Genomic DNA, 25708 nt, shown 5'->3' with positions numbered 1-25708 from the left:
GAATGGGTGGTGCGCCTCAGCGCATTTCCAGCAGGCTGTCGAACAGCTCGTTGGCCACGGTGATGACCTTCATATTGGCCTGGTACATCTGCTGGTACTGCATCAGGTTCACCGCCTCTTCATCGGTGTTGACCGCGCTGGTGGAGCGCCAGTTCGATTCCGACTGGTCGCGCACCGTCTGCGCCGTTTCATAGGAAGCGTTGTTCTGCTGGCTGTACATGGCCAGCTTGCCCACCAGCTGGGTGTACACATCCCCCAGCAGCACGGAGCTGCCCACCATGCCGGTGCCTCCGGGGCCATAGATGTTCACGGCCTTGCTCTGCAAGGCAATCAGCTCCTGCAGCTTGGTGCTGTCGCCGACCTTGGCGGGGTCCCCCGACAGGCCCAGCTGTTCCGGGGTGATGCCGGCGCTGACCGTCAGCATGGCCGAGGTGGAGGTGGCATCGAACACGAACAGGTCCGTCCCTGCAGCACCATTGGTGCCATAGCCCGACTGCAGCACCGCATTGGTTTCGCTGGCAATGACCTGCGCCAGCCCGCGGATGGACGCATCCAGGGGCTGCAGCACATCGCTCTCCAGCGCTGCCAGGCCGCCCAGGGTTCCGCCCCAGTTCTCGGCGCCCAGCTGGAACGTCTCGGTCCCGAAGCTCACGCTCAGGAACTGCGAACCCGCATCCACGCTGACCGTGGAGGCACGGTTGCCCACCACCAGGGGCTGGCCGCCGCGCAGCGACAGATTGATGGAGCCATCCGGCTGCGTGGTCGTCTGCAGGCCCACCAGCTTGGACAGCTCGTCGACCTTGGCGTCACGCTGGTCCTGCAGCGAGGAGGTATTCAGCCCGGCACCGGCGCTCTGCGTGATCTTGTCGTTCAGCGCGGCAATTTCGTGGATATAGGAATTGACCTGGTCCACCGCCACGGCACGCTGCTGGCGCACGGCCAGCGCCTGGTTGGACACGATCTGGCCGATGTTGTTGATGGTCTGGCCCAGCGCCTTGGCGGCTTCGATGATCTGCTGGCGCAGCGGCGTGGACGTGGGCTCTACGCTGGTGGCGCTCAGGGCGCTGAAGAATTTGTCCAGCGCGGCGTTGATGCCGCCATCGGCATCGCCCATCACCTGTTCCAGCTGCAGCAGGTAGGTCTGCGCTGCCTCGTATTCCCCCTTGGTGCTGGCAGCGCGCCACATCTGCTGGGTCTTGTAGCTGTCGGCATAGCGGATCAACGACGTGACGGCCACCCCGTCGCCAGCGGACAGCGCGGTGTTGGCCGACGCCTTGGCCGTCAGCACCACGCCCTGGCGGGTGTAGTTGGGGGTCAGGGCATTCGCCAGGTTGTGGCTGACGGTATTGAGGGCGACCTGCGAGGCCACCACACCGGTCAGTCCGTTGAAAAGCATGCTCATGAAAGTTTCCTTGTTCCCGCAGCGTTCACTGCCGCGCCGGACTGGGGCAGCATCTGCCGCACCAGCACATCGGCGATCCCAAATGCGCGCTGACCCGCCAGTCCGTCGGCCACGGTCTGCTCGGCCAATGCCAGCGTGCTGTCATTGACCCGGTCATTGATGGCACTGCCGGAATCGGCCATCGCCGCCGTGGCCTGTCGCATCTGCTTCAACATCTGGGCGACAAAAAAGCCTTCGAACTTCACTGCGGCAGCCGTCAGGCGCTGCACGGTCGCGTCGTCGGCAGGCTGTGCCGCGGCCACGGGGGGTTGGCCAGCCTCTCCGGCGGGGACCGTGGGACGTTCGGCGGCAAGGCGGGTGGTGGAGGTTTCCATGGGGTGTCCCTTTAGATCACCACCAGCTCGCCATGCAGTGCACCGGCCTGGTCCAGGGCCTGCAGGATGGACATGATGTCGTCCGGCGAGGCACCGGTGCGGTTGATGGTGTCGATGATGGTCTGCAGCTTGGCACCGGCAGGCCACTCGAACATGTGCCCATTGCCCTCCTGCACCTGCACGTTCGACTCCGGCGTCACCACGGTGTTGCCCTGGCTGAACGGTGCCGGCTGGCTGACATTGGACTGCTCGCGGATCACCACGCGCAGCGCACCGTGCGAGACGGCGGCCGCCTTGACCGTGACGCCTTCGGCAATCACCACCGTGCCGGTGCGCGAATTGAAGACCACGCGCGGCAGCTCCTGCCCCATGGCCACCTGCAGATCCTGCAGGTCGGCAACAAAGCCGACCCGCTGCGTCGGCACCAGCGGTGCGCGCACCTCGATGCTGGTGCCATCGCGCGTGCTGGCGATATCGCCGTAGCGCGTGTTGATGGCCTGGACGATATTGCGGGCCGTGCGAAAGCTCGGCTGGCGCAGCGACAGCAGCACGGTCTCGCCGCTCTCGAAGTCGGAAGGGATCTCGCGCTCCACCGTGGCGCCGTTGGGAATGCGGCCGGAAGTGGGCGTATTGACGGTGACGCTGGAGCCGCTGTTGCCGGTGGCATTCAAGCCCCCCACCACCAGCTGCCCCTGGGCGATGGCATAGATCTCGTTGTCCACCCCGCGCAGCGGCGCCATCAGCAGCATGCCGCCGCGCAGGCTTTTCGCATCGCCCAGCGAGGACACGGTCACGTCGATGCTCTGGCCCTTGCGGTAGCCCGGCGGGAACACCCCGCTGACCATCACCGTGGCCACGTTCTTCAACTTGGTGCTGGTCTTCTCGGGCAGCTTGATGCCGAACTGGGTCAGCATATTGGCCACGGACTGGCCCGCAAACTTGACCTGCGTGCTGTCGCCCGTGCCGTTCAGGCCCACCACCAGGCCGTAACCGATCAGCTGGTTTTCGCGCACGCCTTCGACATGCACCAGATGGCGCAGGGGCCGCATGCTGGTCTTGGCGCCCGCCTCGGCACCGCGCACCGTTTTGCCCGCGGGCTGCGCCCCGGAAGGCAGGGCCAGACCTGCCAGCACCAGGGCCATGGCACCGCGACAGAGGAAACGAGACAGCAGGCGTGCAAACATCATCACGATCAGAAGGGGAAAAGCGGGCTTTGGAAGAAGCGTGTCAGCCAGCCAGCTTCGCTGGCATCGGACAGCGCGCCATGGCCCGAGTAGCTGATGCGCGCATTGGCGACGCGCAGCGAGGACACGCGGTTGTTCAGGTCCACATCGGTGGCGCGCACATAGCCGCTCAGGCGCAGCACTTCATCGCCCTGGTTGAGCGACAGCGCGCGGTCGCCCTTGATGTAGAGCAGGCCGTTGGGCAGCACCTGCTGGACGATGACGGTCATGGCTCCGGACAGCGCATTCTGTTGCGTGCTGCTGCCGCCGCCGCTGAACTTGCTGCTGCCTTCCAGCTCGATGTCGGCCTTGATGCTCTTGCCGCCCAGAATGGGCGGCGAGATGCCGACGCTGCTGCCCTTGCTGGTCTGGGTATTGGCTTTCTTGCTGGCCTGGGTCACCTCTTCCAGCAACACCGTCAGGATGTCGCCAGCGCGGTGCGCACGCTGGTCGGCCACCAGGCCTGTGGACGCATGGGGCACGAACAGCCCGCCGCCCTGGGCCCTGGCCTGCGGCGCCATCAGAAACTCCGGCACCGATTCGGCCGGCTGCATCACCTCGGGCGGGCGCACCGCGCAACCTGCCAGCGCCAGCAAGGCCAGCGCAGCACCCGCCGCACGCCAGCGCAGCACCCATGCAGCGCGGCAGATCATGCAGCTTGCGCCAGGTTGCGCATCATGTCGTCCGCAGCGGACAGCACCTTGGTGTTCATCTCGTAGCTGCGCTGGGCCGAGATCATGTCCACCATTTCTTCCACCGCCTGCACGTTGGAGCTTTCCAGCGCGAACTGGCGCAGCGTGCCGAAGCCGGCTTCCCCGGGCTCGCCCAGCACCGCATCGCCGCTGGCTTGCGACACCAGGTACAAGTTGTCGCCCTGGGCCTGCAGGCCGGCCGGGTTCACGAACGTGGCCAGTTGCAGCGTGCCCAGCTCCTGCGCGGTGGCATCCGTGCCCACCATGGCGCTGACCAGACCGGTTTCGCTGATGGTCACCGACTTGGCGCCTTCGGGGATGGTGATTTCCGGCTGCAGCGGCAAGCCGTTGGCGTTGACCAGGCGGCCTTCGTTGTCCACCTGCAGCTGACCGGCACGGGTATAGGCCGTATCGCCGTTCGCCTGCAGCACCTGCAGAAAGCCATTGCCCACGATGGCCACATCCAGCTGCTGGCTGGTGTTCTGCATGCTGCCTTCGGTGAACTGCTTGTGCGTGGACACCAGCCGCACGCCGGTGCCCAGCTGCACGCCGGCGGGCACGCGGTTGTCGCCCTGGCTGTTGCTGCCCGGCATGCGGGTGATTTCATAGAACTGGTCTTCAAACGCTGCACTGTTGCGCTTGAAGCCCACGGTGTTTACGTTGGCCAGATTGTGCGCAATCACCTGCAACTTGGCGTCCTGGGCCTGCAGGCCGGTCTTGCTCACGAGCAAAGCGGGATTCATGGTGGTGTTCCTTTTACGTGGTCCCTGTCACCCTGGCGGGCGACGCACTGCAACTCAATCACGCAGCAGCCGGTTGCCGGCCTCGGCCATGCCGTCGGCGGCCTGATACAACTTCATCTGGATTTCAAACTGGCGGCTGATGTCCATCACGGCCACCATCTCCTCCACGGCCTGCACGTTGGACGACTCCAGCGCGCCGCTGCGCACGCGCACGGTCTCGCTGGCGGGCAGGGCTTCGCCGCTGCGCGACACCAGCAGACCTGCGGTGGTCTTGGTCATGGGCTGACTGCCGTCCACCAGCTTCAGCCGGTCGACTTCCTGCATCTCGGTCCCGTTCTCCGGCAGGATGGACACGGTGCCATCCTCGGCCACCGACAGGACGCGAAACGGCGGCAGCACAATCGGTCCGCCATCGCCCAGCACTGCCCGGCCGTTGATGGAGAGATTGCCTTCGCTGTCCACCAGCATGGCACCGGCACGGGTATAGGCCTCGCCGCCGGCGTCCGCCACCGTGATCAGCCCCTGGCCCAGCACGGCGACGTCCAGATCGCGCCCGGTTTCGCGCACCGCCCCCAGGCGCTGCGACACCACATCCGTGGCCCCAGTGCTCTGGTGGCGGCTGTCGTAGCCATACCCGCCCACGGCCTGCGTGCCGGCCACTTCGTAGTCGGCACGAAAGCCCGTGGTGTCGGCATTGGCCAGGTTGTTGGCGTGCACCTGCTGGGCATGGAACGCACGCTCCGCGCCCGTCATGACGGTATAGATCAGCTTGTCCATGAGCGCCGCTCCCGCCTTACATCACCTGCATCAGCGACTGCATGATTTCGTTCTGCGTGCTGATCACCTTGGTGTTGGCCTGGTAGTTGCGCTGCGCGCCCATCAGGTCCACCAGCTCGGATGCGACTTCCACATTCGACTGCTCCAGCTGCTGGCTTTCCAGCTCGCCCAGCTGCCCCGTGCCAGGGGTGCCGATCAGTGCGGCACCGGACTTGGCCGAAGCCTGCCAGCTGGTGCCGTCCACGGCCGTCAGCCCGCTGTCGCTGGGGAAAGTGGCCAGCGCGATCACGCCCACGCTCTGCACCATGCCGTTGCTGTACTGCGCATTCACCGAGCCATCGGCGCCGACCAGCACATTCACCATCGTGCCCGAGGCATAGCCGTCCGAGGCATTGGTGGTGGTCGAGGTGTCACCGGCAAACTGGGTGGTGCCGGCATAGTCGAACGTCACCGACAGCGCATTCGCGCCGGCCGGTGTCAGGTTCACGGCCGCAACGGTGGAAGCCGCGGTGTCCAGCTGCCCTGCAGTCGTGAACTTCAGCGTGCTGGTGCCCACGGCGGTGTTTTCGTTCTGGTAGTGCACTTCCACCGTGTTGTTCGCCGTCTTGACGAAGTACTGGGTGACGGTGTGCTGGCGACCCAGCGAGTCATACACCACGGACACGGTCGAGCTGTTGTAGCTGCTGGAATCCGTGGGGTTGAACGCATTGGCCGGCACGCTCCAGTCCGCCGACAGATTGGCCACGAAGTCCACCGAGGTGCTGGCCTGCGCCGGGATCTGGCCGGTCGGCACCGTCAGGTTGCCCAGATTGCCCAGGGCCGCATTGCCGGCGGTCACGCCGTACCCCTGCACCTGGCGACCCATGTGGTCCACCAGCACGCCCTGCTTGTCCACATCGAACACGCCGACACGGGTGTAGTTCATCACGCCGGTGCTGTCCTTCACCATGAAGTAGCCATTGCCCGCGATGGCCACATCCAGGTTGCGGCCGGTGCTCAGCAGACCGCCCGCCACATCCAGGGTCTGGGTGGTGGAGGCGGCGCGCACGCCGTTGGGCGACGAGCCGGCATACATGGCCGCGAAGTTGGTGCGGCTGGACTTGTAGCCCGTGGTGCCGGTGTTGGCGATGTTCTGCGAGATGTTGTCGAGCTGGTTGTTGATCGCTTGGAGCGCCGACAGCGCAATCTGGAAGCTCATGATTTCAGGCCTGGTGAAGAGAGGGAGAAAACGTCAGGGCGCTCAGGCCTTCTGACCCACGAAACGCGTCACGCTGGAAGGCAGCACATCGCCCAGGCCCTGCACCTGCAGGGCCACGCTGCCGCTCGACGTCAGGCGCACGGCCTGCAGCGTGCCCGCCACTTCCACGGGGTAGCTGGTGCCGCTGGCATCCTTGACCACGATGCCGTACTTGCCCGCAGGCAGGCCCAGCGCGGCGGGGTCGATGGTGAAGTTGGCATCGCCCACCGCGTTGGAGCCCAGGCTGACCGTGGTCACCTTGCCATCCGGGGCCGTCAGCTGCAGCGTCAGATCGGCCGTGGCCGGCAGATTGACCACGGCATTCACGGTGCTGTCGTCCAGCTGCACGCTGTTGGTGGCGACCATGACCGTGGAGCCGACCTGGCTGCCCAGCTGCATGGTCTGCAGGCTGTCCAGAATGGAGGACTGGGTCTTGAGCTGCGACGTCAGCGACTGCAGCGACTCCGTCTGGCTCAGCTGCGTGAGCTGGGTAACGAAGGTGCTGGAATCCGTGGGCTCCAGCGGGTCCTGGTACTGCACCTGGGCCACCAGCAGCTTGGTGAACATCTGGCCCAGTTCGGTGCCGCCCAGGGCCTGCGAGATGGCGTCGCTGCTGCTGGAGCCGGCGTTGGTGCCCGTGCCGGAGGCGCTGTTGATCAAGCTCATGATTGCTCCCCAAGGCGCAGCAGCGATTGCTGCATGGAGCGCACGCGCCCCAGCACCTCGACATTGGTTTCAAAGGCACGCGATGCGGACATCATGTCGGTCATCTCGGCCACGGAATTGACGTTGGAGTAGTAGACAAAGCCGGCCTTATCGGCCACGGGGTTGCCCGGCTCGTGCACCTTGCGCACCGGCTCGGTCGTCTCCAGCACATCCAGCACCTGGACGCGGGCGGCATAGCTGTCCAGCGTGCTTTCGCCCATCACGGCAGCAAACACCGGCTTGCGTGCCTTGTATGCCTCGGATTCGGAAGAGGCGGCCGCACCGGCATTGGCCAGGTTGCTGGCCACGGTGTTCAGGCGCGTGCTCTGGGCCGTCATGGCGGAGCCGGCAATCTGCGCGATTTCACGAAAACCCATGCTCATTCACCCTTGATGGCGGACTGCAGGCCGCGCAGCTTCATGTTCAGAAAGGTCAGGCTGGTCTGGAAGTCCGAGGCGTTCTGCGAAAACAGCGCCTGCTCCACGCCCACCTCCACGGTGTTGCCGTCCTGCGAGGGATGGTTGGGCACGCGGAACAGCGCATCTGCACTGCCGCCCCAATCCAGCGACGGCAAGCCCGCCTCCTGGCCCGTACGCGCCATGGCCTCCGCGAAGTCGATGTCCCGCGACTGGTAGCCCGGCGTGCTGGCATTGGCCAGGTTGGAAGCCAGCAATTGCGTGCGGTCAGAGCGCACGCGCAGCGCTTGCGCATGCACGGACAACGCCGAGTCGAAATTCAGTGCCATATCGCCCCCGTTGCGCCCCTGCAGGAGTGCGCAACCCTGTGTTGATCATTTGCGCATGAGATATTTCTTGCGCGTTCTCAAATCATACTATGCAGATTGTTTCACGTTGCTACTTTTCACACAAAGCGCTACCTAATGCGCTTACAAACCCGATCCGCAAGCCATCGACAGAAAACAATCAAACAATCAGTTCGTCAACACACGCAAAAATACAGCCAATGGCGTTCAAAATCATCCATCCATCAGCAACAAACACTGCCAGCCATCTTTCACACAGAATGACGCCGGAGATGCCAGGCGTGGTGATTTTTGCCACTCACACCGATTCAGTAGTTTTTATAATTGCACAAAAGATATTTAATTTGCAATGAATTCATTCCTGACCAGATGGACTCCCATCCTGCTGTGCGCCCTGGGGCTGTCGGCACAGGCCGCGGCACAGCAGGCCCCCGCGCCACCACCGGTGCTGCCGGCCGAGCTGCAGGCCGCCGCCCAGGCCCAGTTGCAGGCCGCGTGGGCCCAGTTGCTTCCCGCCGCACAGCGCGCACAGGCCCGGCTGCAGGTGCAGTTCACAGCCCCTCGCGGGGCTGCCCACACACCCTGCCCCGAAGGCTGGATGGTCCCTGCCGTGGAACTGCACAGCCTGACCCGTGCCTCCATCCCGGTGCGCTGCGGCAGCCAGCGCGGCAGCGTGGTGGCGCAGCTGCAGGCCAGCGCCCCGGTCTGGACATTGCGCAGCGACGTGCCGGCCGGGCAGGCCTTGCTGGCTGAAGATCTGGAACTGCGCCCGCAAACACTCGCCCACCGCAACGAGCTGCTGGACACGCCCGCCCCCGTGGGCCAGCAGCTCAAGACTGCCGGACGGGCCGGTCAGGCCTTGCAGGCGCGCCAGCTCCTCAGCCCGGTGGCCATGCGCAAGGGGGACAAGATCGAGATCCGTGCCCAGGGCGACGGCGTACAGGTCAGCGTGATGGGGCTGGCCACGGGCTCCGGCAAGCTGGGGGACACGGTGACCGTGCGCAATGCCCGCACCGGCCGGCCGGTGAAAGGGCAGTTGATTGCCCCCGGCGTGCTGCTGGCCGCCCCGCAGGCACCGGGCGGCGGCGTGAAGGTCAAGGCGATGGAATCTGGCGACTGATGCGCACCAGCTTTTGCGCATAGTCCGGATCGGTGGCGTAGCCGCCCGCCGCCAGGCCGCTGGCAAAGGCCTGCACATCGTCACCGGTGCGCAGGGCCGCCTGGTAACGCGGGCTGTGCGCCAGCAGGCGCACATAGTCCCCAAAGGTGGCATCGAGGTCGGCGTACTGGCGGAACGACTGGGTCTGCCGCACCGCCTGCCCGGCCTCGTATTCGGTGGTCAGCGCCGGGGTGCTGGCGCCTGTCCATCCGCCTTGCGCCTTGATGCCGAACAGGTTCAGACTATCCTGGCCCAGCGCATCCCGCACGGGGCGCTGCCCCCAGCCGCTTTCCAGCGCGGCATGCGCCATGACCGCCCGCGGCGACACGCCCAAGCGCTGCGCAGCCTGCTGCGCCCAGGGGGCAATGCGGTCCAGAAAGGCCTGCTGCGCTGGCTGCAGGGAGGCTGCCGCACCCACGGCCGCGGCTGCGCTGCGCACGCCGCCCGTGGCAGACAGGCCCTCCTTGCTCCGCTCACTGCGCGCGGCCTGGCGTGCGGCCTGCAGCGCCAGCCAGCGCGCCTGGGGCGACGCCAATGCGGCACCGCCGCTGCCCTGGCTGATGAACTGCTGCACCTCCCGCGCCACATCCTGCCCCAAAGGGGTGTACACGGCCGTTTCTGCGGCCACCGGGGTCGTGGCCGGCAGCTGGGGCAGCCGTGCGGCCGGCGCCACCGCAGCACCCGACGGTACCGTGCCACCGGTACCCGGCCAAGCCGGCAAAGGCAGAAAATCAGAGCGGAGCATAGATCTCCGGCTGGGCATTGCCCACAATCACGGCGCGCATCACTTCGGCCTGCTCCATGATGAGCTGGCAATTGCGCTGGTTCATGGCCTTGCACACCTGTACCTGGGCTTCCAGCTGCCCCCACAGGCCCAGCAACTGCTGCTGCAGCGGCGCCTGCAGCAAGGCAAACGCCGCCTCCATCGACAGCGGTGCACCCGCAGGCAGCAGCGCCCGCACATGCTGGCCACGTTCCTTGCGGGTACCTTCCAGCCATTGCACCTGGGCCGTGATCTGTACCGCAGCCTCCTGCATGGCTTCGGCATCGTGGCGCAAGGCGGCATGGAACTGCGTGTGCAGCAACTCGCACAGATGACCGTATGCCGTCATGTCCTGCTGCATGCCCTGGGCAATGGCAGCCCAGCGCTGGCGGGTCGACAGCGACGGTGCGGCGCCGGGGGCAGCAGGGGCATCGGCCATCACGCCCCACCTCCATGGTGGCGCAGGATGAGCTGTGCCAGCTTCTGGGGATTGAAGCTGATGTCGCCACGCGCCAGCGCTTCCTTGATTTCCGCCACGCGCGCCACATCCACGTCCGGCATCTGCGCCGCCTGCACCTGGGCGCGCTGCACGCTGGCAGCCTGCACACCCACCTGCACGTCCGGGGCCACCACGGCCGCTGCCACCGGCAGGGATGCGGCCAGGTCCTGCACCCGGTCGCCCTGTGCAGCCACACTGCCCGCAGCGGGCGCAATGGGGGAAAGTTTCATCCGGGAGCCTCTGAGTTTGCTGCTTTGCATGATGACAGTTTTTAGGGCTTGGCCTGCGCTTCGCCCTGCAAAGGCTGCAGCAATACCTTGCGCAGCAACTCCAGCATGGGCGTGTCCGCGGGCGAGCTTTGCAGCCCGGGCGTCAAGGGCTCGCTCACCGGCAGTCGGCCAAACGTCTGGTGCACATTCTGGGCATGGGCCTTGGTGGTCACCAGCAACTCGACACGCCGGTTGATGGCCGCCTGGGGCTGCTCTGGATCGGCTGGCGCCACTTCGGCCATGCCGATCACCTGCAGCACGCTGCGCTCCGGCATGCCGCCCAGCATCATGTGGCCGCGCGCCGCCAGCGCCCGCTGCATGGACAGCGACCAGTTGGATGCGGCAAACGCACTGTGGCTGGAATAGGGCAAGGCATCGGTGTGCCCGGCAATCACCAACTGGTTGTCGATCTCGCGGAACATCGGGCCGATGCGGCGCAGCAGCCGCACGAACTCGGCGGTGGGCTCAGCGCTGCCCAGCTTGAACATGCCGCTCTGCTCGGTGTCGTGCACGGTGATGCGCAGGCCTTCGGCCGTCACGGCGGTCACGATGTGGTCACCCAGGCCGACCTGCTCCCCGACCTCCCGCACCCGGCGCGACAGCTGCGCCAGCTCTTCCGGGCTGTCCAGCAGCTTCTGCACCCGGGGCTGGCCGCCCGTCTCTTCCTGGGCCTGCGGCCTGACGGGATTCTTGGGGATCAGCGAACCCGGCTGGTACTCGCCGATCATGCGCACGCCCTGGCCCTGGTAGGTCATATTGGGGGCGGCACCTGCGGCCATGGCCATCTCGATCTCTTCCTTGTCCCGCGCGGCCAGCACCCACAGCACCAGGAAAAGACACATCAGGGCCAGACAGAAGTCGGCAAACGCCACCTTCCAGGCGCTGTTGTGCTCTTCATGCTGGTGCTTGCCGCCGCTTTTCTTGACGACGACCTCACCATGCTCCTGGCCGGCACGCTTAAGCACGGGCCCCTCCGGTCTCGCGGGCCGTCATGTCGGTGATCCAGGTCTCCAGCGCGGCAAAGCTGGGCTTGATGTTCAGCGGCACCAGGCGGCGCCCCGCATCGATGGACAGCAGCGGCGGCTTGCCCGCCACATGGGCCACCAGCACCACTTTCACGCACTCCATGGCGGCAATGTGTTCCATCACACGCTGCTTCATGAAGTTGCACAGCGGATCCAGCACGCCGTAGCACAGGAAAATGCCGATGAAGGTGCCCACCATGGCAGCACCGACCTTGACCGCGATCTCGCCGGCCGTGGCGCCATCGGCCACATAGCTCATGGCCATCACAATGCCCAGCACCGCCGCCAGGATGCCGAAGCCCGGCATCGCCTCCGCGATCTTGCCCAGCGATTTGGCCGGCTGCAGCAGCTCTTCCTGGATGGTTTCCAGCTCCTGGTCCAGCACGCCTTCCAGCTCGTGGCTGCTGATCTTGCCCATGGCCATCAGGCGGAAGTTGTCCACGATGAAATGCAGCAGCTTGGCGTCCGCCAGCACCAGCGGATAGCGCTGGAACAACGGGCTGTCCTTGGGCTTTTCCACATGCGCATCCAGGGCCTTCAGCCCCCCGGACGCAGTCAGCAGCAGCTCGTACATCAGCAGCAGCAGCTGGCGCTGGAACTCCACCGTCTGCTTGGTCTGCGACATCACATTGCGCAGCTGCAGCCACAGCTCCGACAAGATGTGCTTGGGATTGCCCAGCACCAGCGCCCCCAGGCCGGCACCGGCAATGATGAAGACCTCCATCGGCTGCCAGATCACCCCCAGTTGACCGCCGCTGAGCACAAACCCTCCGAAGACGGTGCCCAGCACAATGAAGATGCCCAGAAGTTGCAACATGCTTTGTGTTTCCCGAAATGACGGCGGGGGGCTTACGCCCCCTCCAGCGCTGCACGCATCTTGCGCAGCGCTTCCTTGTTGATCTGACAGACCCGCGCCTCGGACAACTCCAGCACCGCTGCAATTTCCTTGAGGTTGAGGTCGAATTCGTAATAGAGCTGGATGACGCGCTGTTCCCGCTCGTTCAGCTGCGCCAGCATCTGCTCCAGCAGATGGCGCTGCAGCACCGCGTGCTGGGGGTCTGCCGCCGAACTGGGCAGGTCCATGCCCTGACCGACCATTTCATCCAGACTGGCCATGGCCTCCGCAGACTCGGCCTGTTCGTATGCCAGGTAGGCCTCGTCGTCCATGCCCAGGGCCTGCTGAATCTGTGCCGGCGTGGGCTCCGCCCCCAGCTGACGGCGCAGGGCGCGCACCGCATCCCGTGCCTTGTGGGCACTCTGGCGCACCGTGCGCGGACGCCAGTCCTGGCGCCGCAGTTCATCCAGAATGGCCCCGCGCACCCGCTGGCGGGCATAGCCGGCAAAGGCCTCGTCCACCGCACCGTAGCGACGCAATGCCTCCAGCAGGCCCATCAGACCCACCTGGGTCATATCGTTCTGGTCCATGACCTCCCCCGCCTGCGAGGCCAGCTGGCGCACGACCCGCTTGACCATGGGCAGGTAGGCGGTCAGCACCGCCTGTTCCTGCTGCGGCGACACGGCTGCCGTGCTGTAGAGCCCGTCGGCTGGTGCCCAGCCTCCGGCCACCAGCGCGGCAGCGTCGCCATACGAAGCGGAGGTGTCTTGCTGCAGCATGGGCGGGACTTATTCGATGATCAGCCGCGACACCATGACCTTGTCGAACGGCCGCAGATCCGGGTGGCTGGCATAGGCCGCCACCAGGTCCGCCGTCAGCAGCTCGGTCCATTCGTCGATGCTCATGGCCTTGGCCTGCTCCATCGCCACCTGGGACAGCGTGCGCACCGCCACCCCCTTGAGCATGGGCAGCTCGGCCTTCGCGGCCTTCTCGTGCAGCTTGTCCGTGCGCAGCACCAGATCCAGCGACATATAGGTGTTGGCCGTGCGCAGGCTCTGGTCGGTCTTGAGCATGACCACGATCTTGTCCAGCGACACATAGCTGGCCTGGCGCACATCCAGTTGCGGCGAGGTCTGCGCAGCCACCGCCACCGGCGCACGCTGCCCCCACCACCATCCCCCGGCAGCGACACCCACTCCCAGGATCGCCACCAACGCCAACAGCATTCCGATTTTCTTCGCCATCATCCCTCCCGCTCTGTGCCTCAGCCCGCCGCCTGCGCCGCGGACTGCCAGGCCTGCAGAGCCTGACCGATTGCTTCTTCCTCAGCCTGTGCCCAGGGCGCAGGGTTGTCGCGCGACTGCCCGCCTTGTCCCGCCGTCTGGCTGGACGGTCGGCCCTGTGCCACCACCACCGAGACTTCGCCCTGCGTGCGGGCCTGCAGTTCATGGCGCAAACCTTCTGCCAGGCCGGCCAGCTGGCGCCCCACTTCCGCATGCGAGGCCTGGAGCGTCACCTGCACCCCGGACGGATCATGCTGGATGCGGACTTCCAGGGTGCCCAGCTGTGGCGGATCCAGGCGCACCGTCGCCACCTCCACACCCTGCGACTGCTGCAGCTGAATGCGCTGAGCCAGTGCCTGCAGCACTGGTTGCTCCGTACGCGCCGCTGCAGCCGTGGTCGGTACCGCGGCCTTGGCGGGCAGCTCGAGCGACAGTCCACCCGGGGTCGGTGCCAGCTGCAGTGCCGCCGGCAGCACCGCCGCGGCTTCAGGCGACACCGCGGCATGCACGGCGGCGGGCGTGGCCACCACCGTCTCCGCCGGGGCTTGCACGCGCTGCAGCACAGCCGTCTCTGCCGGCACGGCCGGCATCTGCACCGCCATGGCCGCCGTGGCCAGGGCGGCATCCGCCTCTGCGGGATGGGGCATCGGTGCCCCCTGTGCATGCCGTGGCTTCAGCATCTCCGGCTGCCAGGCCGGTGCCAGACTCGGCAGCAGCGGCAGGGCGTTGGCATCCAGCGCGCTGTCGGTTTCGTCGGCCCAGGCCTGCTCGGTCTTGGCCAGCAAGGCCTGCACGGTGGAAGCCTTGGCATGCCCACCCGGTTCCGCCCACAGGCCCTGTGGCAGCGTTGTCTGTTCCAGCACCCGCGCGTAGTCGGCCGCGCCGGGGGCGAAGGCTTGTTGGGGTGCGGCAGTGCCTGCTGCCGCAGGCTCGGTGGCCTGGGCCACGGCAGGCCCCTGTGTGGCTCCGGCAGGCGCCGAGGCCAGCGCGGTGCTGACCGGCATTGAATTCATGAAAGCTGCTCCTGCCATGCGTAGGCCTTGTGCGCCTCGTTGTGGTTGTGCAGGTCGCGCAAGCGCGCCCCTGCTTCTTGCAATGCCTGCTGGCATGCGCTGCGCGCCTGCCCATGGGCGGACGCCACCCGGCGCCATGCCGCCTGCTGGGCAGGGTCAGCCGACGGCGTGGCCTGCTCTTCGGCCAGCCATTGGCTCAGCAACTGGTCCAGCTGCCCCAGGCGCACCCAATCCTGCGCGGTCGCCGCGGCCTGCAGTTGCTGGGCCAGCGCTTCCAGGCGCTTGGCATCAAAGGCGGGCATCCGCCATCCCCTGCCATCCGGCACGCAGCGTCTGGACGATGTCCTGCACTTCGCCCACCTTGTCGGCATCCATGTCAAAGCCCGCCTGGTTCAGGCGCTGGGCACAGAAGTCATAGAGGCGGGACAGGTTTTCCACCACCTCGTTGCCCGCCTCGACCTCCAGTGCGCTGCCCAGCCCGGTCAGGATGTCGGCGCATTTGGCGATGGAATGGGCTTTCTCCTCGAACCGGCCATGGGCGATGTGCATGCGCAGGCGCGCCATCTCTTCCAGCAGGCCGTCCACCAGCATCAGCACCAGCTCCACAGGCGATGCCTGTGCGGTCTGGGCCACCATGTTGGCGGAGCGGTAGCCCCCGTATCCATCATTCCAAAGGTTGTCGTTCATAGCTCGGGATGCGCGACACCGCCTCAGCTCGAAGACGACGAAGAGAACAGCGAGTCCAGCAGACTCGTGGTGTTGCCCATCGTGGTTTCGAGGTTGGCCAGCGTCGTGAATTGCGTCAGATAGCGTTGGTAGGCCTGTGCATACAGGCGGTCGATGTTGTCCTGGTCCTTGCTGTACTGCGTCAGCTGCTTTTGCAGTCCGTCCTGGCGCGACTTCAGGAACCCCGTCGAGGCATTGCTCCAGGTGTTGATATAGGTCTGCAGGCTGCCCAGCACGCCGGTGCGCTTGTATTCCAGGGAATTGGTCTGGCCCAGCAGGCTGGTCAGGGCGTCGGGGTTGGCGGCCACCTTCTTGGCAAAACGGTCCGCATCGAGGGCGATGGTGCCGTCGCGCTGGGCCGAGATGCCATAGTCCGTCAGGCTCACACCGCCCACGCTGGTGCGCAGCAGGCTGTTGAGCTGGTTGCGCAGCGTGCGCACGCCCGAATCCCCGTTGAGCGCACCTGCGGCCACGCCGCCTTCGGCATTGCCTGCGGCCGTCAGCTTGTCCATGGCCTTCACCAGCGTGTTGTAGGCGTCCACAAAGCTCTGCATATTGCTTTTGGTCGCGGCATCGTCCTTGGCCACCGTGACCGTCACCGGGCTGGTGGTGACTTCCTGGAAGGTCACCGACAGTCCGTCGATGCCCGTATAGGTGTTGGACGCCTGGCGCATCTCCACGCCCGTATCGCCGCCCAGCTTGAACACCGCGTCCTGCGCCAGCGACAGCTGGGTACCTTTGCCGCCGATGCTCGCGCCGCCAGCGGCCGGCATGGCTGTGATCGTGCCGTTCTGCAGCCCCGCCACGGTGGCGGCCCAGTCGGTCGCCAGCTGCTGGGCGGCCGCATCGGCACCGCTCGACGACACCATGTGCAGCTGGAAGGCGTTCTCCAGCCCGGTGCCTCCGGCGTTCAGCAGCAGCTGCTGCTTGCCGTTCTGCGTCACCACCGAGGCCGTGACCTTGCCATCGCTGGCCTGGTTCAGCGCACGGGCGATTTCCGTGACGGACAGCTTGCCGTCGTTGTTTTCATCGGCCGCCGCCAGGTCCACCTGGATGTAGCCCGCGCCCCCGACGGCGGTCACCACCATGGTGGTGTCCTGCGGGAAGGTGGTGTCCAGTGCCAGCCCCAGGTCTTCCATGCTGTAGAGCGACTGCTGGGCCGTGGCCAGCTGGCTGACCGCGAAGCTGTAGCTGCCGGCCGACGCCGTGCCCGACACCGAGGCCGAGGCGGCCGTGCTGCGCGACACCGTGGCCGTCTGTGCCACCACGCTGCCCTTGGCGCTGAGCGTGTTGAGCGCAGTGGTGAAGGTGGACAGTGCCGTCTGCAGGCTGGTGAGGGCGGTCACCTTGCCCTGCGTCTTGGACGTGTTGGTATCTACCTGCGTCTGGCGGGCGTAGACATAGCTTTCGGCAAGTGCCTTAGCGGTAGAGACTGGATCGTAGGTTGCCACTGTATTCCCCTGGTATGCGTTCGCGATTGGGCCGTACTAGCGGTTTCCGGTATCCGGCTGCCGAAGCTGACGCTGCCATGCCTGGCCCGCCAGCTCGTCCGTGTGCTTTTGTTCCTGGCGCTGCTGCACCACAGCCATGTCAGTGCGCACTCGCTCCAACACCGTCTGCATGCTGCCATGCTGGCGGAAAGCCTTCTGCATCTGCGCCTGGGCCTGGACATATTCGAGCTGCTGCACCCCCAGGGTGTCGCGAAATTGCTCGGCCATGTCCATCAGCCCGGAACGGAAACCCGCTGCGTTCGCATATAGGGCGACACTTCCGTGCAAATTCTTTACCCCGGCGCTGCGGGCCATGTTTCGCAGCCGCTCCAGCTGCGTCTGGGTATGGTCCAGGCGGGTGCGGGCCTGGCTGGTTTGCGCCAGCGATTGCTGGGCACGCTGGTCCAGCACGTGCACGTACTGCGCCAGGGCGGGGACCGGGACATTCATGCCAACACCTCCTGCAGCTGCGCCATGCACGCAGGCAACATCGCCGCCTCATGGGTGCCCTGGCGCAGATAGGCCTCCAGCAGCGGCCAACGCTGCACGGCCTGGTCCGTTCGTGCATCGGCGCCAGGCACATAGGCCCCCATGGGAATCAGGTCCCGCACCTGGCTGTAGCGCGCCAGCAGCTCCTTGGCCTGGCGGGCGGCCTGCAAATGGCCCTCCGCCACGACCTGGGGCATGCAGCGGCTGATGGATGCCGCCACATCGATGGCGGGGTACTGCCCACGTTCTGCCAGTTCGCGCCGCAGCACGATGTGGCCATCCAGAATGGCGCGCGCCGTATCGGCCACCGGGTCCTGCTGGTCGTCGCCTTCGGCCAGCACGGTGTAGATGGCCGTCATGCTGCCCTGCCCCTGCTCGCCGTTGCCGGCGCTTTCCACCAACTGCGGCAGCATGCTGAAGACCGACGGCGGATAGCCCCGCGTCGCCGGAGGCTCACCCAGGGCCAGCGCAATCTCGCGCCGCGCCATGGCGTAGCGGGTCAGCGAATCCAGCAGCAGCAGCACATTGCGCCCCTGGTCGCGGAAATGCGCCGCAATGGTGTGGCACAGCTCGGCCGCCATCATGCGCATCAGCGCCGGCTCGTCGGCGGGGGCCACCACCACGATGGCACGGCGCAGACCCTCGGCCCCCAGCGCATGTTCAATGAATTCGCGCACCTCACGCCCGCGCTCGCCGATCAGCCCCACCACAATAACATCGGCCTCGGTCTGGCGCGTGATCATGCCCAGCAGCACGCTCTTGCCCACGCCGCTGCCCGCAAACAGCCCGACCCGCTGACCGCGCCCCAGGGTCAGCAGCCCATTGATGCTGCGCACACCCACATCCAGCGGCTGGGCAATCGGTCGCTTCTTCAGCGGATGCACCTTGGGCGGATGGGCCGGCAAAGGCACATCGCCCGTCAGGCGCCCCAGACCATCCAGCGGCTCCGCCAGGCCATTGATCACGCGTCCCAGCCAGCTGGCGCCAATGTGCGGTGTCTGCGTTTCCGAATCCGGCGTGACGCGGGCACCCGTCGCCAGACCGGTGACCGCCTTCAGCGGCATCAGGTACGAGACCGCACCGCGGAACCCCACCACCTGGGCCGGCAGCGGCACGCCGCCCGGCCCCTCGATCTGGCAGCGCGCGCCCAGCGGCAGTGCCGCGCCCGTCGCCTCCAGCAGCAGCCCGGTGGCGGCATGCAGGCGGGCCGTGGGCTGCGCCACCGGCACATCGGACAATTGCACGCTGCGCAGCGAATGCGCCAGCCCGCCTTCCGGCGCAGACCGTGGCGGCGCCAGGCTACTCATACCGGCTCCACCGGGTGCAGCTGTCCGCGCACCTGGTCCATGCAGGCCGCCATGCGCTGCTTGCAGCCGGCATCCACTTCTTCATCGCCCACCAGCAGGCGGCATTCGCCCGCCTCCAGTGCGCTGTCAGCCTGCAGCTGCCACGCCGGTACACGGCTGTGGTCCAGCTCCTGGATGCGCTGCAGATCCGACGGGTTCAGGAACACCTGCACGGCCCCGGTACGCTGCGGCATGCCGGCCAGCGTTTCTTCCACCAGGGCCAGAATCTGCGCCGGTTGCAGCGTCAGCTCGCAGCGCACCACCTGGCGCGCCACTTTTTCCACCAGATCGATCAGATCCTTGCGCAAGCTGGCCTCCCAGTCGGCGTGCAGCAACTGCAGCTGCGCGGCGGCGGCCGTCACCGGGGCGCCGAGGCGCTGCAGCTCCTCGCGCGCGGCCTGCAGGGCCTGGGCCCGCCCGGCGGCCATGCCGGCCTGCTGCCCCACTTCATAGCCGGCGCGCTCGCCATCGGCCTGCCCTTGCGCAACGCCCTGGGCATGCCCGCGCTGCACCGCCTGCTCGTAGGCCTGGGCCAGCTCCTGGGCATTGCGTTCGCGTTCGCCGGCGGGCGCGGAGGTCTGCTGCAGGCTGTCGGCCTGCACCAGGTCCAGAGGGGGGAAGTGGTAGGGGCGGTACAGCACGTTCACTCCACCACGGCTTCGGCAAACAGCTGGATCTCCAGCTCGCCGGCATCCACCATGGCCTTGACCAGGTCCATGATTTCACGCCGCGCCTGCTCCACCCGGCTGAGCGGCACCGGTCCGCTGCGGCGCATCTGGTCTTCGAAGCTCTGTGCCTGGCGCCGGGGCATGGCACCCAGCACGGCCTTGCGCACGGCGAGCTCCGCCCCCTTGAGCGCCAGTGCCCACAGCTCGGCCGGCACCGCCTCGATGATCTGCGTCAGCGTGGCTTCGGACTGCGTGGACAGCACGAAGAAGTCGTACATCTCGGTCTCGATCGCCGAGGCGATCTCCGGGTCCCGCGCCCGCAGCTGCTCCACCAGCTCCTGCTTGTTGCCGGGAATGCGGTTCAGGATTTCTGCCGCCTGCTTCACGCCTTCCATGGCCACGCTTTGCGTGCCGAATTCGCTCAGGTACTGGTCGGTCAGCACCTCCAGCTGGACCAGCAGATCGCGGTCCACATCCTTGAGCCTGGCCACGTTCAGCACCAGCGCTTCGCGCCCCGACGCCGGCAGGTACTCGATCACATCGCCTGCCAGTTTCGGGGGCAGAAAGGCCAGGAACACGGCCTGCATGCGCGGGTGCTCCTGGGCCAGCCGCTCGGCCAGCCACGCCGGCGAAGCCCATTGCAGTCGCGCCATCTTGGGCCGCACTTCATCGCCGTAGATGCTGTCCAGCACGCTGCCGGCAATGTCGCCGCCCAGCGCCAGCCCCAGCGAGCGCTGCAGAAAGCTGCGCGATGCGCCATGCACCCCGCTTTGCTCCCGGTAGTCATCGAAGAAATGCTGCAGCGACTGGCGCACGGAATCCACGCGGATGCCGCTCAGACGCGACATCACCTGGGTCACCGCCAGCAGATCCTCGCGCTCCAGGCAGCGCAGCACACCAGCGGCCGGCTCCTCACCCATGCTCAGCAGCACGATGGCCGCCTGTTCAATGAGGTTCAGCTCTTCCGCGCTCTTGCCCGGCAATGCCAGGCGCGCTGCGCCCTCAGCGCTCGCTACCGACTGGTTGGCCATGTTTTTGCACCCATTGTTTGACCACTTCCGCCACGCGCTCCGGCTCCTTGGCCGCCAGCGTGCGCAAATGCTCCACCATCACATCCACTTCCGAGCCCGGGGGCGGCAGGTCCACGTTCTCCAGCAAGGGCACCATCGACATATCGGTCGTGGACACCCGGGCGCTGTCCGGCGCCTGCAGCAGTGCAAGGTCGGTCTCGCCGCCACCCGCCAGGGCCGGAGCGGCCTGCGCCACCGCGGCGGCCGTCTTGGCGCCTTCGCGCAGATGGCGCAGCACCGCATTCACCAGGCGCACCAGCAGCACCAGCACCACCCCGCCGGCGATGGTCCACAGCACCATCACCACCGCGCCATACCAGTTGGCCGGCTCTTCCCACCACTGGGGCACCGGGGGCGGCACGGTAAATGGCATGCTGGAGACTGCAATCTGGTCGCCCCGCACACTGTCCACGCCCATGCCCACGCGCAGCAGCTTCTCCACGCGCTGCAACGCTTCCGGGCTCCACGCGGTGCTGCCCTTGGGCGCCACGGTGTCGTCCAGGATCACCGCCACATGCAGCTTGTTGATGCGGCCCTTGCCGCGCTTGACCTGGACCACGCTGCGGTCGTAGGCGTAGTTGCGCGACACGGCGGCGCGGAAGTTGCTGTTGTTGGCATCCTTGCCGTCCTTGGACTCCGGTTCGGAGGGCACATTCACCGGACGGTTGCTCAGCGAGCCGGGCACGCCCAGGGCCACCCCGCCGCTGCGGTCGTTTTCTTCCCGCGTGGCTTCGCTGAGCACGCGCGGATCGCCGTTGTACTGTTCGTAAGACTCTTCGGTGCGGTCCTGGCTCAGATCGGCCGTCACCGTCACACGGAAATGCCCCGCCCCCACGGCGGCGGTCAGCAGCTCCTGGGCGTTCTGGCGCAGCTCGGCACTCAGCTTGCCGGCCTGGCCTTCCTGCGCCAGCGGATCGAAGCCTTCCGACAGGTCCACGCGGGCCGACAGGAAATTGCCCGCCTGGTCGGTCAGCGCCACGCGCTGGGGATCCAGTCCGGCCACGCTGCTGGACACCATGTGGATGATGGCGGCGATCTGTTCCTGCTTGAGCTGCTGCCCCGGCTGCATCTGCAGCACCACCGATGCCGAGCTCTTGTCCCCGGTGTTCACCACGAACGACGACGAGCGTGCAATCGACAGGTGCACCCGTGCCGCAGCCACCGCATCCAGGGTGGTGATGCTGCGCGCCAGCTCGCCTTCCAGGCCGCGGCGGAAGCGCACGTCCTGCACAAACTGGCTCACCCCCAACGGATCGTTGCGGTCCATCAGCTCCAGGCCTTCGGGCAATTTGGCCGCCACGCCCTTGGCGGCCAGCAGCATGCGGGCGCGCCCCAGATCGGACTCGGCCACCAGCACCTGGCCGGAATCCGGATGCAGGCGGTACTTCAGGCCATCGGCCTCCAGAGCCGCCACCACATCCGAGGTCACCACGTTCTCGCGGGCGCCGAACAGGGGGCGGTAGTTGCCGCTGCTCTGCCACAGCACCAGCACCACCAGCGCCGTGACGAGGGCCGCCGCCAGCACCAGCGGCACGGCGACACGCGCCATACCGGGAGAGGACGAGAAAGAAAGCACGCTCTGTGCGGCAGGCATGCCTGCGAAGCGTTTTTTAAGGGAATCCAACACCGGTATGTCCTCTGCCTCAAACCTGGAGCTTCACGACCTCGTCCATCGCTCCCATCACCTTGTTGCGCACCTGCATCAACATGGAGAACGACAGACTGGCTTCCTGGCTGGACAGCATGGCCCCGACCAGGTCATCACTTTTGCCCGCATCGACCGCGGCCATCCGGTCCGAAGCGGCACGCCCCTGGGCATCCACGGACAGCACGGCGTTTTCCATCAGGTGCAGAAAGCCGCTGCCTGCGGCCTGCTGGCCGGCTGCGGGCATGACGGGCGCCTGGTCCAGCTGGGGCGGCACGAACTGCGCAAAAGCGCCCCGGGTCTGCAGCAAAAGGCTTGAGGGTTCGATGTTCATCGGCATGCCCCTGCGCCACCGACAGCACCCATCTGCACAGGTGCGTCGCTGATTTCGAGGGAATAAGTTGTTGCACGAACAGTATACTATTCACAACTGATACAAATACTAGCGATTTCGCAATACATTCCATATCCCCTGTGTTGCCCTCTGTATCAGCCTCATTTTGCGTGACGCCACACCTTAAATAAAAGGTGAAAAAGATATCTACTGTGCAGAACATCAAAACCCTGAACCCCGTCTTGCTGGGGCGCCCGGTGCAAGCCTTCGATCAGTTGGCGGCCGATCTGGCACAGCATGTACAGGCACAGCTGCATGGCACCGGCCACCGTCCGATTGCCATCCAGATCGCGCACGCCCACTTCACGCCGCTGCCAGGTGTCGCACCCCAGGCGTTACAAATTGAGTTGCAGCGCGCCACCGTGCTCGCCCATATGGCGGCCCGCTATGGCTTCACTGCCGACGGTCAGGCGGATGCCCCCGACACCCCTCCCAGCAGCACCGAGCGGCGCATTGGCCAGGCCCTGCAGGACGCGGTGCTGCGCGCCGTTGCCGCGCTGTGCGCCCAGGCCGGTGCGGCGCTGGACAGCCCCCCTTCCACGTCGGCGAGCGCCTGGCAATGGCAGGCACGCATCCAGGTGGGGGACAGCGACTGGCAGCCGCTGCATATCACGCTGGATGCCGATGCCAGCCGCACGCTGGAGCATTACGCGCTGCAGCTGCGCCGCACCCAGCGCACCGCCCCGCCGGGCGCGGCCAAACCGGCGGCCCCGCTGCAGGTGGAGCTGACCGCACGCCTGCTGGAAAAAACCGTGTCCACCGCCGACATCCAGGCGCTGCGACGGGGCAGCGTGCTACCGATTGCCCTGGGGCGCACCACGGTGCTGCTCAACGGCGAAGCCCTGCTCACCGCATCGGTGGCCGAACACCACGGCAAGCTGCACCTGACTGCCTTTGAGACCTTGGAATAAAGACTATGGAACTCGACAACAACATGGACCTGCAAGACCTGCTGGCGGGCAACGCGGAAGCGGCCCCCGAAGCGCCCGCCCTGGCCCCGGCCCTCCCGGAACCCGAGCGCCTGTCGCCCTTTCTGCACCGCATTCCCGTGACCCTGACGCTGGAAGCCGGCTCCGCCCGTATCACCTTGCAGGAACTGGCCGATCTGGGGCCGGACAGCGTGGTGCCGCTGGACACCATCGTGGGCGAGCCGCTGACCATCAAGGTCAACGGTGCCGCCATCGGCAAGGGCGAGGTGGTGGTCTGCGGTGAATCCTACGGCCTCAAGGTGCTGGAGCTGCATGCCGAGCTGCCCGCCCTGGGCCTCTGAGCCAGCGCCGCACACCCGCATGGAACCGCACCGTCACAGGGCGCATCGCGCCCTTGTTTGGTGGGCGCTGGCAGCCTGCCTCTGCGCCTGGCTGCCCGTGGCGCAGGCCGCGAACATTCCCTTGATGGAAAGCCAGCAAGCCCATGGCGTGACCCAGCTCTCGGTCAAGACCGAGGTGCTGGTCCTGATGACGCTGCTGGGCCTGCTGCCCATGATGGCACTGATGATGACGACGTTCACGCGCTTCATCATCGTGCTGGCACTGCTGCGCTCCGCACTGGGTCTGCAGCAGGGCCTGCCGACCCGGGTGCTGACCGGCGTGGCGCTGATCCTGACCCTGCTGGTCATGCGCCCGGTGGGGGAGCGGCTGTGGACCGAGGCTTTCGAGCCGTACGAAAAAGACCAGATCAGCCTGATCGATGCACTGCGGCGCGCCGAAAAACCGATGTCGGACTTCCTGCTGGCACAGACCCATGAGGCAGCACTGAAACAGGTCAGCGCACTGGCCAAGGAAGGCCCGGTCGCCACGCCCCAGGACCATGCCTTCACCGTCAAGGTCGCGGCCTTCGTGCTGAGCGAGCTGAAAACCGCCTTCATGATCGGCTGCGTGCTCTTCATTCCGTTTCTGGTGATCGACCTGGTCGTCTCCTCGGTGCTGATGGCCATGGGCATGATGATGCTGTCTCCGCTGGTGATTTCGCTGCCCTTCAAGATCCTGCTTTTCGTGCTGGTGGACGGCTGGTCCCTGACGGTCAACACGCTGGTCACCAGCGTCCAGGGGCTGTAGCGCCATGACGCCCGATATCGCGGTCGACCTGCTGCTGCAGGCCATCCAGCTGGTGCTCGTGATCGTGGCCGTGCTGGTGGTTCCGGGCCTGATCGTGGGCCTGCTGGTCAGCCTGTTCCAGGCCGCCACGCAAATCAACGAGCAGACGCTGAGTTTTCTGCCCCGCCTGATGGTCACGCTGCTGGCCCTGGCAGTGAGCGCGCGCTGGCTGGTCACCCAGCTGATGGATTTCTGCGTGCGCTTCTTCCAGTACGCCAGCACGCTGCTGGGCTGACCACCGCCATGGAGCAAGGCCTCTACCCCTTTTTGCTGCACTGGCTGCAGATCCTGTGGTGGCCGTTTGCCCGCATCATGGCCCTGCTGGCGTTTGCCCCCATCTTCGGCGACCCCACCGTCCCGGTGCGGGTGCGGGTCACGATCGCGCTGACCCTGGCCGTGGTGGCCCTGCCCTCGGTCAGCAGTGCCGTCATTTCCGTGAATGCGTTTTCGCTGACGGCCGTGGCCCTGACGCTGGAGCAGATCGCCATTGGCGCCGTGCTGGGCCTGGGCCTGCAGTTCGCCACGACCGCACTGAGCATCTTCGGGTTTCTGAGCGCCTCCCAGACCAGCCTGGCCATGGCCATGCTCAACGACCCGGTGAACGGCAGCTCCTCCGATGCGCTGTCGGTGCTGGCCCTGCTGCTGGGCATGCTGCTGTTCTTTGTGCTGGACATCCACCTGCTGGTGGCCGGCATCGTCTCGGCCAGCTTCGATGCCTGGCCGGTGGGCCAGAGCCTGAACCGGCTGCAGTTGCAGACCGTGGCCTACAACATGGGCTGGGTGTTTGCCGCCGCCTTTCTGCTGGCCACGCCCATCATCTTTGCCGCCATGCTGGTGCAGCTGGGCTTTGGCTTCATGGCCCGCATCTCCCCCAGCCTGAACATCTTTGCGCTGGGCTTTTCCGTCGTCACGCTGTTCGGCCTGGCCATGCTCGCCTTCATGCTGCGCCACATCCCGGCCCACTACCTGCAGATGACCCGGCGCGCGCTGGACATGCTGACCCTGATGATGAAAGCCTGAGC

At 66.4% G+C, this 25708-nt stretch carries 34 protein-coding genes; 6 read left to right on the top strand and 28 right to left on the bottom strand.

Annotation, left to right across the window (positions count from 1 at the left end; genetic code table 11):
• Nucleotides 1-16: 16 nt before the first annotated feature.
• The 11 genes from flgK to CT3_RS21110 all read right to left on the bottom strand — a co-directional run bounded on the left by flgK (nucleotide 17) and on the right by CT3_RS21110 (nucleotide 8214).
• Nucleotides 17-1402, bottom strand: a complete 1386-nt coding sequence (flgK, locus tag CT3_RS01435; protein WP_066541901.1) for a flagellar hook-associated protein FlgK — start codon at nucleotides 1400-1402, stop codon at nucleotides 17-19.
• Nucleotides 1399-1776: a hypothetical protein gene (locus tag CT3_RS01430; RefSeq protein ID WP_066541903.1), complete on the bottom strand. Its 378-nt coding sequence runs from the start codon at nucleotides 1774-1776 to the stop codon at nucleotides 1399-1401. The genes flgK and CT3_RS01430 overlap by 4 nt, the downstream gene beginning before the upstream one ends.
• A gap of 11 nt (nucleotides 1777-1787) precedes the next feature.
• A complete protein-coding gene (locus CT3_RS01425) occupies nucleotides 1788-2960 on the bottom strand; it encodes a flagellar basal body P-ring protein FlgI (RefSeq protein WP_370510824.1) in 1173 nt (390 codons plus the stop codon).
• A gap of 8 nt (nucleotides 2961-2968) precedes the next feature.
• Nucleotides 2969-3652 carry a flagellar basal body L-ring protein FlgH gene (gene flgH / locus CT3_RS01420; RefSeq protein ID WP_066541908.1) on the bottom strand — a complete coding sequence of 228 codons (684 nt, stop codon included), beginning with the start codon at nucleotides 3650-3652 and terminating at the stop codon, nucleotides 2969-2971.
• Nucleotides 3649-4434: a flagellar basal-body rod protein FlgG gene (gene flgG, locus CT3_RS01415; protein ID WP_066541910.1), complete on the bottom strand. Its 786-nt coding sequence runs from the start codon at nucleotides 4432-4434 to the stop codon at nucleotides 3649-3651. Before flgG ends, flgH begins: the two co-directional genes overlap by 4 nt.
• Before the next feature lie 54 nt (nucleotides 4435-4488).
• On the bottom strand, nucleotides 4489-5211 hold the full coding sequence (locus CT3_RS01410; protein ID WP_066541912.1) for a flagellar basal body rod protein FlgF: 723 nt from the start codon (nucleotides 5209-5211) through the stop codon (nucleotides 4489-4491).
• Between the two features lie 16 nt (nucleotides 5212-5227).
• Nucleotides 5228-6409: a flagellar hook protein FlgE gene (locus CT3_RS01405; protein WP_066541914.1), complete on the bottom strand. Its 1182-nt coding sequence runs from the start codon at nucleotides 6407-6409 to the stop codon at nucleotides 5228-5230.
• Between the two features lie 42 nt (nucleotides 6410-6451).
• Nucleotides 6452-7114 (bottom strand): flagellar hook capping FlgD N-terminal domain-containing protein, encoded by a 663-nt coding sequence (locus tag CT3_RS01400; protein ID WP_083520663.1) that lies wholly within the window; start codon nucleotides 7112-7114, stop codon nucleotides 6452-6454.
• Nucleotides 7111-7530 (bottom strand): flagellar basal body rod protein FlgC, encoded by a 420-nt coding sequence (gene flgC / locus CT3_RS01395; RefSeq protein WP_066541981.1) that lies wholly within the window; start codon nucleotides 7528-7530, stop codon nucleotides 7111-7113. The genes CT3_RS01400 and flgC overlap by 4 nt, the downstream gene beginning before the upstream one ends.
• Before the next feature lie 2 nt (nucleotides 7531-7532).
• On the bottom strand, nucleotides 7533-7898 hold the full coding sequence (gene flgB / locus CT3_RS01390) for a flagellar basal body rod protein FlgB (RefSeq protein ID WP_066541916.1): 366 nt from the start codon (nucleotides 7896-7898) through the stop codon (nucleotides 7533-7535).
• Between the two features lie 178 nt (nucleotides 7899-8076).
• A complete protein-coding gene (locus CT3_RS21110) occupies nucleotides 8077-8214 on the bottom strand; it encodes a hypothetical protein (protein ID WP_172591874.1) in 138 nt (45 codons plus the stop codon).
• A 51-nt stretch (nucleotides 8215-8265) separates the two neighbouring features.
• Between CT3_RS21110 and flgA the strand changes: the two genes are divergently transcribed.
• Nucleotides 8266-9036: a flagellar basal body P-ring formation chaperone FlgA gene (gene flgA, locus CT3_RS01385; RefSeq protein WP_066541918.1), complete on the top strand. Its 771-nt coding sequence runs from the start codon at nucleotides 8266-8268 to the stop codon at nucleotides 9034-9036.
• On the opposite strand, the gene CT3_RS01380 is transcribed toward flgA, so the two are convergent.
• The 17 genes from CT3_RS01380 to fliE all read right to left on the bottom strand — a co-directional run bounded on the left by CT3_RS01380 (nucleotide 9011) and on the right by fliE (nucleotide 22530).
• Nucleotides 9011-9820, bottom strand: a complete 810-nt coding sequence (locus CT3_RS01380; protein WP_066541919.1) for a glucosaminidase domain-containing protein — start codon at nucleotides 9818-9820, stop codon at nucleotides 9011-9013. The two genes, flgA and CT3_RS01380, sit on opposite strands and share 26 nt — an antisense overlap.
• Nucleotides 9807-10277: a flagellar export chaperone FlgN gene (gene flgN / locus CT3_RS01375; protein WP_066541920.1), complete on the bottom strand. Its 471-nt coding sequence runs from the start codon at nucleotides 10275-10277 to the stop codon at nucleotides 9807-9809. The genes CT3_RS01380 and flgN overlap by 14 nt, the downstream gene beginning before the upstream one ends.
• Nucleotides 10277-10567 (bottom strand): flagellar biosynthesis anti-sigma factor FlgM, encoded by a 291-nt coding sequence (gene flgM / locus CT3_RS01370; protein ID WP_066541921.1) that lies wholly within the window; start codon nucleotides 10565-10567, stop codon nucleotides 10277-10279. The genes flgN and flgM overlap by 1 nt, the downstream gene beginning before the upstream one ends.
• A gap of 41 nt (nucleotides 10568-10608) precedes the next feature.
• The gene (locus tag CT3_RS01365) at nucleotides 10609-11571 is read right to left on the bottom strand and encodes a flagellar motor protein MotB (protein ID WP_066541922.1); all 963 of its coding nucleotides are present in this window, start codon (nucleotides 11569-11571) and stop codon (nucleotides 10609-10611) included.
• Nucleotides 11564-12448 carry a flagellar motor stator protein MotA gene (gene motA / locus CT3_RS01360; RefSeq protein WP_066541924.1) on the bottom strand — a complete coding sequence of 295 codons (885 nt, stop codon included), beginning with the start codon at nucleotides 12446-12448 and terminating at the stop codon, nucleotides 11564-11566. Before motA ends, CT3_RS01365 begins: the two co-directional genes overlap by 8 nt.
• Before the next feature lie 32 nt (nucleotides 12449-12480).
• Entirely contained in the window at nucleotides 12481-13245 is a 765-nt protein-coding gene (gene fliA / locus CT3_RS01355; protein WP_066541926.1) for an RNA polymerase sigma factor FliA, read from the bottom strand.
• Nucleotides 13246-13254: 9 nt separating this feature from the next.
• Nucleotides 13255-13692 (bottom strand): flagellar basal body-associated FliL family protein, encoded by a 438-nt coding sequence (locus tag CT3_RS01350; RefSeq protein WP_066541928.1) that lies wholly within the window; start codon nucleotides 13690-13692, stop codon nucleotides 13255-13257.
• Between the two features lie 38 nt (nucleotides 13693-13730).
• The gene (locus CT3_RS01345) at nucleotides 13731-14762 is read right to left on the bottom strand and encodes a flagellar hook-length control protein FliK (protein ID WP_115594710.1); all 1032 of its coding nucleotides are present in this window, start codon (nucleotides 14760-14762) and stop codon (nucleotides 13731-13733) included.
• The gene (gene fliT / locus CT3_RS01340) at nucleotides 14759-15064 is read right to left on the bottom strand and encodes a flagellar protein FliT (RefSeq protein ID WP_066541932.1); all 306 of its coding nucleotides are present in this window, start codon (nucleotides 15062-15064) and stop codon (nucleotides 14759-14761) included. The genes CT3_RS01345 and fliT overlap by 4 nt, the downstream gene beginning before the upstream one ends.
• Nucleotides 15051-15449, bottom strand: a complete 399-nt coding sequence (fliS, locus tag CT3_RS01335; protein ID WP_066541933.1) for a flagellar export chaperone FliS — start codon at nucleotides 15447-15449, stop codon at nucleotides 15051-15053. Before fliS ends, fliT begins: the two co-directional genes overlap by 14 nt.
• 23 nt (nucleotides 15450-15472) lie before the next feature.
• Entirely contained in the window at nucleotides 15473-16939 is a 1467-nt protein-coding gene (gene fliD, locus CT3_RS01330; protein WP_066541934.1) for a flagellar filament capping protein FliD, read from the bottom strand.
• Between the two features lie 36 nt (nucleotides 16940-16975).
• Nucleotides 16976-17428, bottom strand: coding sequence for a flagellar FliJ family protein (locus tag CT3_RS01325; protein WP_066541935.1), 453 nt, complete (start codon nucleotides 17426-17428; stop codon nucleotides 16976-16978).
• The gene (locus tag CT3_RS01320; RefSeq protein WP_066541937.1) at nucleotides 17425-18774 is read right to left on the bottom strand and encodes a FliI/YscN family ATPase; all 1350 of its coding nucleotides are present in this window, start codon (nucleotides 18772-18774) and stop codon (nucleotides 17425-17427) included. Before CT3_RS01320 ends, CT3_RS01325 begins: the two co-directional genes overlap by 4 nt.
• Nucleotides 18771-19454 carry a flagellar assembly protein FliH gene (gene fliH, locus CT3_RS01315; RefSeq protein ID WP_083520667.1) on the bottom strand — a complete coding sequence of 228 codons (684 nt, stop codon included), beginning with the start codon at nucleotides 19452-19454 and terminating at the stop codon, nucleotides 18771-18773. Before fliH ends, CT3_RS01320 begins: the two co-directional genes overlap by 4 nt.
• Before the next feature lie 2 nt (nucleotides 19455-19456).
• A complete protein-coding gene (locus tag CT3_RS01310; RefSeq protein ID WP_225608900.1) occupies nucleotides 19457-20512 on the bottom strand; it encodes a FliG C-terminal domain-containing protein in 1056 nt (351 codons plus the stop codon).
• Entirely contained in the window at nucleotides 20484-22100 is a 1617-nt protein-coding gene (gene fliF, locus CT3_RS01305) for a flagellar basal-body MS-ring/collar protein FliF (RefSeq protein ID WP_227657847.1), read from the bottom strand. The genes CT3_RS01310 and fliF overlap by 29 nt, the downstream gene beginning before the upstream one ends.
• A 94-nt stretch (nucleotides 22101-22194) precedes the next feature.
• Nucleotides 22195-22530, bottom strand: a complete 336-nt coding sequence (gene fliE / locus CT3_RS01300) for a flagellar hook-basal body complex protein FliE (RefSeq protein WP_066541943.1) — start codon at nucleotides 22528-22530, stop codon at nucleotides 22195-22197.
• 212 nt (nucleotides 22531-22742) lie between these two features.
• Between fliE and CT3_RS01295 the strand changes: the two genes are divergently transcribed.
• From CT3_RS01295 to CT3_RS01275, 5 genes are read left to right on the top strand one after another with little or no spacing between them, the layout of a single operon-like run.
• On the top strand, nucleotides 22743-23501 hold the full coding sequence (locus CT3_RS01295; protein ID WP_066541945.1) for a FliM/FliN family flagellar motor C-terminal domain-containing protein: 759 nt from the start codon (nucleotides 22743-22745) through the stop codon (nucleotides 23499-23501).
• On the top strand, nucleotides 23498-23860 hold the full coding sequence (locus tag CT3_RS01290; protein WP_227657925.1) for a FliM/FliN family flagellar motor switch protein: 363 nt from the start codon (nucleotides 23498-23500) through the stop codon (nucleotides 23858-23860). The genes CT3_RS01295 and CT3_RS01290 overlap by 4 nt, the downstream gene beginning before the upstream one ends.
• Nucleotides 23861-23879: 19 nt before the next feature.
• The gene (gene fliP / locus CT3_RS01285) at nucleotides 23880-24647 is read left to right on the top strand and encodes a flagellar type III secretion system pore protein FliP (RefSeq protein WP_066541949.1); all 768 of its coding nucleotides are present in this window, start codon (nucleotides 23880-23882) and stop codon (nucleotides 24645-24647) included.
• 4 nt (nucleotides 24648-24651) lie between these two features.
• Entirely contained in the window at nucleotides 24652-24921 is a 270-nt protein-coding gene (gene fliQ, locus CT3_RS01280; RefSeq protein WP_066541952.1) for a flagellar biosynthesis protein FliQ, read from the top strand.
• 8 nt (nucleotides 24922-24929) lie between these two features.
• Entirely contained in the window at nucleotides 24930-25706 is a 777-nt protein-coding gene (locus tag CT3_RS01275; protein ID WP_066541954.1) for a flagellar biosynthetic protein FliR, read from the top strand.
• Nucleotides 25707-25708: the final 2 nt, after the last annotated feature.

Source organism: Comamonas terrigena NBRC 13299 (genome assembly GCF_006740045.1).
GTDB classification, from domain to species: Bacteria; Pseudomonadota; Gammaproteobacteria; order Burkholderiales; family Burkholderiaceae_C; genus Comamonas; species Comamonas terrigena.
The sequence above is the reverse complement of the archived record's forward strand: the minus strand, read 5'-3'. Positions and strand labels throughout refer to the sequence as shown.

Excerpts from the sequence above, each read along its gene's own strand:
- fliQ (WP_066541952.1), top strand. The coding sequence starts at position 24,652 with ATGACGCCCGATATCGCGGTCGACCTGCTGCTGCAGGCCATCCAGCTG.
- fliS (WP_066541933.1), bottom strand. The coding sequence starts at position 15,449 with ATGAACGACAACCTTTGGAATGATGGATACGGGGGCTACCGCTCCGCC.
- CT3_RS01425 (WP_370510824.1), bottom strand. The coding sequence starts at position 2,960 with ATGTTTGCACGCCTGCTGTCTCGTTTCCTCTGTCGCGGTGCCATGGCC.
- CT3_RS01275 (WP_066541954.1), top strand. The coding sequence starts at position 24,930 with ATGGAGCAAGGCCTCTACCCCTTTTTGCTGCACTGGCTGCAGATCCTG.
- CT3_RS01310 (WP_225608900.1), bottom strand. The coding sequence starts at position 20,512 with ATGGCCAACCAGTCGGTAGCGAGCGCTGAGGGCGCAGCGCGCCTGGCA.
- CT3_RS01400 (WP_083520663.1), bottom strand. The coding sequence starts at position 7,114 with ATGAGCTTGATCAACAGCGCCTCCGGCACGGGCACCAACGCCGGCTCC.
- flgN (WP_066541920.1), bottom strand. The coding sequence starts at position 10,277 with ATGGCCGATGCCCCTGCTGCCCCCGGCGCCGCACCGTCGCTGTCGACC.
- CT3_RS01410 (WP_066541912.1), bottom strand. The coding sequence starts at position 5,211 with ATGGACAAGCTGATCTATACCGTCATGACGGGCGCGGAGCGTGCGTTC.
- CT3_RS01380 (WP_066541919.1), bottom strand. The coding sequence starts at position 9,820 with ATGCTCCGCTCTGATTTTCTGCCTTTGCCGGCTTGGCCGGGTACCGGT.
- CT3_RS01325 (WP_066541935.1), bottom strand. The coding sequence starts at position 17,428 with ATGAATGTCCCGGTCCCCGCCCTGGCGCAGTACGTGCACGTGCTGGAC.
- flgH (WP_066541908.1), bottom strand. The coding sequence starts at position 3,652 with ATGATCTGCCGCGCTGCATGGGTGCTGCGCTGGCGTGCGGCGGGTGCT.
- flgK (WP_066541901.1), bottom strand. The coding sequence starts at position 1,402 with ATGAGCATGCTTTTCAACGGACTGACCGGTGTGGTGGCCTCGCAGGTC.
- CT3_RS01405 (WP_066541914.1), bottom strand. The coding sequence starts at position 6,409 with ATGAGCTTCCAGATTGCGCTGTCGGCGCTCCAAGCGATCAACAACCAG.
- flgC (WP_066541981.1), bottom strand. The coding sequence starts at position 7,530 with ATGGGTTTTCGTGAAATCGCGCAGATTGCCGGCTCCGCCATGACGGCC.
- fliP (WP_066541949.1), top strand. The coding sequence starts at position 23,880 with ATGGAACCGCACCGTCACAGGGCGCATCGCGCCCTTGTTTGGTGGGCG.
- flgB (WP_066541916.1), bottom strand. The coding sequence starts at position 7,898 with ATGGCACTGAATTTCGACTCGGCGTTGTCCGTGCATGCGCAAGCGCTG.
- flgG (WP_066541910.1), bottom strand. The coding sequence starts at position 4,434 with ATGAATCCCGCTTTGCTCGTGAGCAAGACCGGCCTGCAGGCCCAGGAC.
- fliF (WP_227657847.1), bottom strand. The coding sequence starts at position 22,100 with ATGGCGCGTGTCGCCGTGCCGCTGGTGCTGGCGGCGGCCCTCGTCACG.
- CT3_RS01345 (WP_115594710.1), bottom strand. The coding sequence starts at position 14,762 with ATGAATTCAATGCCGGTCAGCACCGCGCTGGCCTCGGCGCCTGCCGGA.
- CT3_RS01320 (WP_066541937.1), bottom strand. The coding sequence starts at position 18,774 with ATGAGTAGCCTGGCGCCGCCACGGTCTGCGCCGGAAGGCGGGCTGGCG.
- fliT (WP_066541932.1), bottom strand. The coding sequence starts at position 15,064 with ATGCCCGCCTTTGATGCCAAGCGCCTGGAAGCGCTGGCCCAGCAACTG.
- flgA (WP_066541918.1), top strand. The coding sequence starts at position 8,266 with ATGAATTCATTCCTGACCAGATGGACTCCCATCCTGCTGTGCGCCCTG.
- fliE (WP_066541943.1), bottom strand. The coding sequence starts at position 22,530 with ATGAACATCGAACCCTCAAGCCTTTTGCTGCAGACCCGGGGCGCTTTT.
- CT3_RS01350 (WP_066541928.1), bottom strand. The coding sequence starts at position 13,692 with ATGCTGTTGGCGTTGGTGGCGATCCTGGGAGTGGGTGTCGCTGCCGGG.
- flgM (WP_066541921.1), bottom strand. The coding sequence starts at position 10,567 with ATGAAACTTTCCCCCATTGCGCCCGCTGCGGGCAGTGTGGCTGCACAG.
- fliA (WP_066541926.1), bottom strand. The coding sequence starts at position 13,245 with ATGCTGCAGCAAGACACCTCCGCTTCGTATGGCGACGCTGCCGCGCTG.
- motA (WP_066541924.1), bottom strand. The coding sequence starts at position 12,448 with ATGTTGCAACTTCTGGGCATCTTCATTGTGCTGGGCACCGTCTTCGGA.
- CT3_RS01430 (WP_066541903.1), bottom strand. The coding sequence starts at position 1,776 with ATGGAAACCTCCACCACCCGCCTTGCCGCCGAACGTCCCACGGTCCCC.